Source organism: Nostoc sp. JL33, from assembly GCF_017114985.1.
In the GTDB taxonomy this organism is placed as follows: domain Bacteria; phylum Cyanobacteriota; class Cyanobacteriia; order Cyanobacteriales; family Nostocaceae; genus Nostoc.
Genome location: NZ_JABXKP010000038.1, coordinates 212,370 through 219,312, shown reverse-complemented (window position 1 = coordinate 219,312; position 6,943 = coordinate 212,370). Strand labels below are relative to the sequence as shown.

Below are 6,943 nucleotides of genomic sequence, written 5' to 3'. Positions count from 1 at the left end.
AACCTGCAAGGTCAGACCTTAGCTGAACCTTTGCGTGGTCATAAAGGTTATGTCAATTCTGTCGCCTTCAGCGCCGATGGGCAGACGATTGTCAGTGGCGGTGTTGACGGCACAGTGCGGTTGTGGAACCTGCAAGGTCAGACCTTAGCTGAACCTTTGCGTGGTCATAAAGGTTATGTCAGGTCTGTCGCCATCAGCGCCGATGGGCAGACGATCGTCAGTGGCGGTGGTAACGGCACAGTGCGGTTGTGGAACCTCCAAGGTCAGACCTTAGCTGAACCTTTGCGTGGTCATGAAGGTGATGTCAGGTCTGTCGCCATCAGCGCCGATGGGCAGACCATTGTCAGTGGCGGTGGTGACGGCACAGTGCGGTTGTGGAACCTGCAAGGTCAGACCTTAGCTGAACCTTTGCGTGGTCATCAGGGTTATGTCAATTCTGTGGCGATCAGCGCCGATGGGCAGACGATCGTCAGTGGCGGTGGTGACGGCACAGTGCGGTTGTGGAACCTCCAAGGTCTTCTCTTAGCTGAACCTTTGCGTGGTCATGAAGGTTGGGTTTATTCTGTCGCCATCAGCGCCGATGGGCAGACCATTGTCAGTGGCGGTGGTGACGGCACTGTGCGGTTGTGGCGGGGTGGTTGGCGTGCATGGTTGCAAGTCTGTTGCAATCGCCTACGCTACCATCCCATCTTCACCAATCCGCAAACTGAGGAAGCAAAAGCCGCTTGTGAAGTCTGCCGTAAATATGTTTGGAGTAAAGAACATGGGTAGGGGCACGGCAATGCCCAGTCAACTTAACGTTAAAAGGGCGGTTAGAAACCGCGTCTACACAGACAAAACCCACCTTCGTGGGTTAAGAATCTTTGATTTTGTATTAGTCCACGAAGGTGGACTTTGTTTGTGTAGCCGCGAATTCCATTCGCCAAGGCTTAAGTTGACACCAATGGGCAATGCCGTGCCCTTACAATGGTCTGTACTTATTATCTCCACCATTTAGGCTCAGAACTCCAGTTTTCCCCTTCAGAACTCGGAACTTCGACCTCTGAACTCGGAACTTCGACCTCTGAACTTGGAACTTCGACCTCTGAACTTGGAACTTCCACCTTTGAACTTGGAACTTCCACCTTTGAACTCAAAACTCTGACCTTTGAACTCAGAACTTCGACCTCTGAACTCGGAACTCCGACCTTTGAACTCGGAACTTCGAGATCCAAGGGTGAATGATGGTGAGTGAAGGGCGTAGGGTAGCCCATTGGAGCGATCGCGGTCATTTTCCAAGCCATGACTAAAAATTAGCTGTATCTCTTGTTGAGTTAGAACTTTGGCTCGACCGTGCCGATTGATTTTCATTGCCCCAACTGTAGACCCTGTATCACAGCCTACACCTGATCTAAGCCCCAGCGATACCCCTTTCTACGTCTAAGGATATAAGTTTGTTTAATTTTGAGATATTAATGAGATATTAAATTGAAAAATCAATTCAGATAGAAACTTATGGCAACCGAGCAAGACCTTCAATCTCTTTTTAAGAACTTAGATCGCGATCAAGACGGCAAAGTGTCCATTAATGAGCTTTTTTTAAGTCCTGGCTTAAGTGCAATCATCTCATCAGAAACAAATACCAATAGCCCCCAGGAGTTACTAGTACAGTATGGTTTAGACGAAAACGGTAGTATTACCTTTGAAGAGTTAAAGGAAGCAGTTAAGAAAGCAGGTAATTTTGTTGAGAGCTAAAAAATATTGGTTCAGGTGACAATTTTGGCTGATTTGCAGTTTGCTACAGCTAAATGTCACATCAGAACAATTCATTAACGTAATATCACAATTCTGCTGTTCCCCATAGCCCTAGCAGCCATTAAAGCTGTCTAGGGCTTTTCTCAGTGGTCTCTAGCAAAATTGTATAAAATCTGGCATTACCAGAGCAAGAGTTAGGGTGAAACCGTGTAAAGGAATTAAAGAATTATGATTATCATTTTAATTGGCTGTATATTTTATTCTCTGGAAGTCCCTAATGAGAAGAAAACAGGAGAAATAAACCTCTAATCTCCAATGTTGAGGCTCAGAACTCCAGTTTTCACCTTCAGAACTTGGAACTTTGACCTCTGAACTTGGAACTTTGACCTTTCAACTCGGAACTTCCACCTCTTAACTTGGAACTTCGACCTTTCAACTCGGAACTTCCACCTCTGAACTCAGAACTTTGACCTCTGAACTCGGAACTTCGACCTTTGAACTCGGAACTCCGAGATCCAAGGGTGAATGATGGTGAGTGAAGGGCGTAGGCGTAGCCCGTCGGAGCGATCGCTTCCGTAATTACTAGGAAGTGCAAGGTATAGAGCTTATCCCAATCACTAAGATTTTAATATTGTGCTCCTACGGCATGTTGCTTACATGCTAGTAGAATGTTGAATCTAGAGTTGTTAACTATACTGAGGAAATTACTTGGATATTCGAGTACTTTAGTAGACATAGGCGGTTTCCCAATAGTTTTAACAAAATAAGATGACACAATACGCCCTTGTCGTTGAAATTGCTCAGTATGACAACAGTTTAGACAGTCTGACTAAACCTACTAATGATCTCGAAAATCTTCCTGGCACAGAAAAATTTTTGCTGGTGGTAGATCAGTTTGAGGAAGTATTTACAGTTTGTGCAGATCAGGAAGAACGGCAGAGATTCATTGAACTACTGACTCAGGTAGTAGAGATTCATGATTCCCGGTTAGCAGTTGTGATTACGATGCGAACGGATTTTCTTGAACCCCGTTTAGATTATCCCTCTGTGACTCATCTGATTCAAACCCAGGCAGTTTTTATGCCGCCTTTAACCGGAGTTAATTTAAAGGAAACAATCACCGAACCTGCCAAGCTTCAGGGTGATAGTGTTGAAAAAGCATTACTATTAAAAATTTTCCAAAATCCTAAACAAGAACCAAAGTTCTTGCCTTTGTTGGAGTTTGCCTTAACTAAACTCTGGGAGAAACGCCATCAAAAGAAAGCTCTACTCACCCTAGAAGAGTATGAGAAGTTGGGAGGATTAACTGGGGCGTTAAATCTTTATGCAGAAAAGGTTTATCACTACCAAGATTATGAGGAGGAATCCCCAACCCAAGAACGCACTCAGCAGGAAAAAGAATGGATTAAGCAGATTTTTCTGCGGTTGGTGCGAACAGGAGAGGGAGAAAAGGATACCCGACAGCGCCAACCAAAAGCCACACTATTGAATATTGCAGGTAATGATCTCAATCAACAGCAACAACTCACTGAGTTGCTAGATGGGGAAGCGGGATTGGTTAAGGGACGCTTGTTGGTTACAGCGAAAGATGAAAAAGGAGAAGACTGGATTGATTTAGCCCATGAAGCCTTAATTGAAAGTTGGCAGCAGTTTGCTCAGTGGCGACAACAAGACCGAGACTTGCGGCAGTTGAGTGATAAGTTAGAACATACCCGGCGGGAATGGTTGAACAAAAAGCCGGATGACAAATATTTGATGCAAGGGGGACTGCTGGCAAAAGTGAGGGATAGCTGGCAACAATTGCAGCCCCATTTACAATCACCCCAGGAAGATGAAGCTTTTTACCAGCGCAGTGATGCTTATGAAAAAGACCGCATTACCGAACTGGAAAGGGCACTCACTGAATCCCAGTTGCGAGAAAAGGCGGCAAGGGTAGAGAATTTATTGTCTTTCCAACCCCTAGATAGTCTAGTTTTGGCAATTCAAGCTATGGGTGAGAATCAAGAGAAACTACCGCAGCAGATTCTCGCACCAGTTCAGAACAGTTTGAATCGGGTGGTGAATAAAGCAAGAGTCTCCATTCCCTTCCGTGGTCATGAGGATGATGTCAATTCTGTGGCGATCAGCGCCGATGGGCAGACGATTGTCAGTGGCGGTACTGATGGTACGGTGCGGTTGTGGAACCTCCAAGGTCTTCCCTTAGCTGAACCATTGCGTGGTCATGAAGATAATGTCAATTCTGTGGCGATCAGCGCCGATGGGCAGACGATTGTCAGTGGTGGTGGTGACGGTACGGTGCGGTTGTGGAACTACCAAGGTCTTCCCTTGGTTGAACCATTGAGTGGTCATCAGGGTGTTGTCTTATCTGTGGCGATCAGTGCCGATGGGCAGACGATTGTCAGTGGCGGTGCTGACGGCACGGTGCGGTTGTGGAACTACCAAGGTCTTCCCTTAGCTGAACCATTGCGTGGTCATCAGGGTTATGTCAATTCTGTGGCGATCAGCGCCGATGGGCAGACGATTGTCAGTGGCGGTGGTGACGGCACGGTGCGGTTATGGAACTACCAAGGTCTTCCCTTAGTTAAACCATTGCGTGGTCATCAGGGTGTTGTCTTATCTGTGGCGGTCAGTGCCGATGGGCAGACGATTGTCAGTGGCGGTGGTGACGGCACGGTGCGGTTGTGGAACTACCAAGGTCTTCCCTTAGCTGAACCATTGCGTGGTCATCAGGGTGTTGTCTTATCTGTGGCGATCAGTGCCGATGGACAGACGATTGTCAGTGGCGGTGATGACCACATAGTGCAGTTGTGGAACCGCCAAGGTCTTCCCTTGGCTGAACCATTGCATGGTCATGAGGGTTGGGTCTATTGTGTCGCCATCAGCGCCGATGGGCTGACGATTGTCAGTGGCGGTAGTGACGACACTGTGCGGTTGTGGAACCGCCAAGGTCTTCTTTTAGTTGAACCATTGCGTGGTCATCAGGGTAATGTCAGGTCTGTTGCCATCAGTGCCGATGGACAGACGATTCTCAGTGGTGGTACTGACGGCACGCTGCGGTTGTGGAACCGTCAAGGTCTTCCTTTAGCTGAACCATTGCGTGGTCATCAGGGTTGGGTCTATTGTGTCGCCATTGCTCCTCAATGCGATCGCAACAGTGCCGATGGGCAGACGATTGTCAGTGGCGGTACTGACGGCAAGGTGTGGTTGTGGAACCACCAAGGTCTTCGCTTAACAGAACCATTGGGTGGTCATGAGGGTTGGGTCTATTGTGTCGCTAGCAGCGCCGATGGGCAGACGATTGTCAGTGGCGGTAGTGACGGTACGGTGAGATTGTGGAACCTCCAAGGTCTTCCCTTAGCTGAACCCTTCCGTGGTCATCAGGGTGATGTCTGGTCTGTCGCCATTGCTGGGCAACGCGATCGCAACAGCGCCGATAAACAGACGATTGTCAGTGGCGGTGCTGACGGCACGGTGCGGTTGTGGAACCACCAAGGTCTTTCTTTAGCTGAACCATTGCGTGGTCATCAGGGTTGGGTGTATTCTGTCGCCATTAGCCAAGATGGACAGACGATTGTCAGTGGTGGTACTGACGGCACGGTGCGGTTGTGGAACCATCAAGGTCTTCCCTTAGTTGAACCATTGCGTGGTCATGAGGGTTATGTTAGGTCTGTCGCCATTAGCCAAGATGGACAGACGATTGTTAGTGGCGGTGATGACGGCACGGTGCGGTTGTGGAACCACCAAGGTCTTCCCTTAGCTGAACCATTGCGTGGTCATCAGGGTCGGGTCTATTCTGTCGCTATCAGCGCCGATGGGCAGACAATTGTTAGTGGCGGTGAAGACGGCACAGTGCGGTTGTGGCGCGGTGACTGGCGTGCATGGTTACAAGTCTGTTGTGACAGGTTACGTTACCATCCCATCTTCACCAATCCGCAAACAGAGGAAGCAAAAGCCGCTTGCGAAGTCTGCCGTAAATATGTTTGGAGTCAAGTACGCGGGTAAGCAAGGGCACGGCATTGCCATGCCTCTACCAGGGTCTGTACTCCATTCAATTGCTTAGGCGTAACCCGTCGGAGACATCGCTTACCCTTTGAACTCAATACTTCATGCTTTGAACTGCAACATCCGAGATTCAAGGATGAATTATGGTCAGTCAAAGGGTAGGCGTAGCCCGTCGGAGACATCGCTTACTCTTTGAACTCAAAACTTCATGCTTTAAACAGCAACATTCGAGATTCAAGGGTGAATTATGGTCAGTCAGACAATGCAAGGATTTTGGATTTTAGATTAAAGAATTGAAAAGAGCAATCAAGTCAGGGGCAAGTCATTTAATAAAATTCGGTGAGTGAAGAGTGATGTATAACGACAAACCCCTTTGAACACGAAATTTCATGCTCAAAACTGCAACAACCGAGATCCAAGAGTGAATGATCGTGAGTAGAAGATCGCTTTAACGATCAAAAATGCGTTGGCGTAGCCCTTCGTAGACATCGCTTGTAGTTTAATGGTGCATCTAAGCTTACCCTGAGAACTCGGATGTTCTAAACTGAAACTACATTTAAAAATTAGAGAGGAGGTAAACAATAATGCTACGAACCATTGAAGGAATTTATAAAAATGGCCAAATTGAACTAGGTGAAACACCACAAGGTATTACTGAAAGCAGAGTCTTTGTTAGTTTCTTAGAAACAAAACCCATGACTTGGCCAGAAACGATTATGCAACATCAAGGTGTAGTAGTAAGTATTACTTTTCAGTCCTGCCGAGACGAACTGCTACCACCTAACAAATTCGAGTTGTAATCATGGGTTATTTACTGGATACCTGCGTAATTAGTGATTTTGTCAAGGGAGAAGAAAATACTCTCAAGCTATTAAAGTCTACTACTCCCACTGAAATTTTTATTTCCTCCTTAACAGTAATGGAGGTAAAGTAGGGATTATCAATTAATCCCCAACGTGCCTTGAAAACTCAATCATTGATTGAAGCTTTATTAGGTTCGATTACAATTTTACCTTTTGGTGTGGAAGAAGCAGAACTTGCTGCCGAAATTAGAAGTATTTTGAAAACAGCAGGTACTCCTATCGGTTCTTATGATGTGCCGATCGCAGCAACAGCACTAACTCACAATCATATTGTTGTAACATCTAATGTTCGAGAATTTCAAAGAGTACCCAGCTTGCAAATAGAGAATTGGCGTTCTTATTAA

General features: G+C 46.7%; 7 protein-coding genes. 5 read left to right on the top strand and 2 right to left on the bottom strand.

The window, feature by feature from the left end; genetic code table 11:
- A partial coding sequence (locus HWQ23_RS09960) for a WD40 repeat domain-containing protein (RefSeq protein WP_292827118.1) occupies positions 1 to 771 on the top strand: 771 nt, incomplete at its 5' end.
- 249 nt (positions 772 to 1,020) lie between these two features.
- On the opposite strand, the gene HWQ23_RS33640 is transcribed toward HWQ23_RS09960, so the two are convergent.
- On the bottom strand, positions 1,021 to 1,350 hold the full coding sequence (locus HWQ23_RS33640) for a hypothetical protein (RefSeq protein WP_292827115.1): 330 nt from the start codon (positions 1,348 to 1,350) through the stop codon (positions 1,021 to 1,023).
- Between the two features lie 144 nt (positions 1,351 to 1,494).
- Here HWQ23_RS33640 and HWQ23_RS09950 point away from each other — a divergent pair, with 144 nt between their 5' ends.
- Entirely contained in the window at positions 1,495 to 1,734 is a 240-nt protein-coding gene (locus tag HWQ23_RS09950; RefSeq protein WP_292827112.1) for an EF-hand domain-containing protein, read from the top strand.
- Positions 1,735 to 2,080: 346 nt separating this feature from the next.
- On the opposite strand, the gene HWQ23_RS09945 is transcribed toward HWQ23_RS09950, so the two are convergent.
- Positions 2,081 to 2,329 (bottom strand): hypothetical protein, encoded by a 249-nt coding sequence (locus HWQ23_RS09945; RefSeq protein WP_292827109.1) that lies wholly within the window; start codon positions 2,327 to 2,329, stop codon positions 2,081 to 2,083.
- 173 nt (positions 2,330 to 2,502) lie between these two features.
- Here HWQ23_RS09945 and HWQ23_RS09940 point away from each other — a divergent pair, with 173 nt between their 5' ends.
- The 3 genes from HWQ23_RS09940 (at position 2,503) to HWQ23_RS09930 (ending at position 6,943) form a co-directional block, all read left to right on the top strand.
- Positions 2,503 to 5,736 (top strand): nSTAND1 domain-containing NTPase, encoded by a 3,234-nt coding sequence (locus HWQ23_RS09940; protein WP_292827106.1) that lies wholly within the window; start codon positions 2,503 to 2,505, stop codon positions 5,734 to 5,736.
- 584 nt (positions 5,737 to 6,320) lie between these two features.
- On the top strand, positions 6,321 to 6,536 hold the full coding sequence (locus tag HWQ23_RS09935) for a hypothetical protein (protein ID WP_292827103.1): 216 nt from the start codon (positions 6,321 to 6,323) through the stop codon (positions 6,534 to 6,536).
- Positions 6,537 to 6,697: 161 nt separating this feature from the next.
- The gene (locus HWQ23_RS09930; protein ID WP_292827101.1) at positions 6,698 to 6,943 is read left to right on the top strand and encodes a PIN domain-containing protein; all 246 of its coding nucleotides are present in this window, start codon (positions 6,698 to 6,700) and stop codon (positions 6,941 to 6,943) included.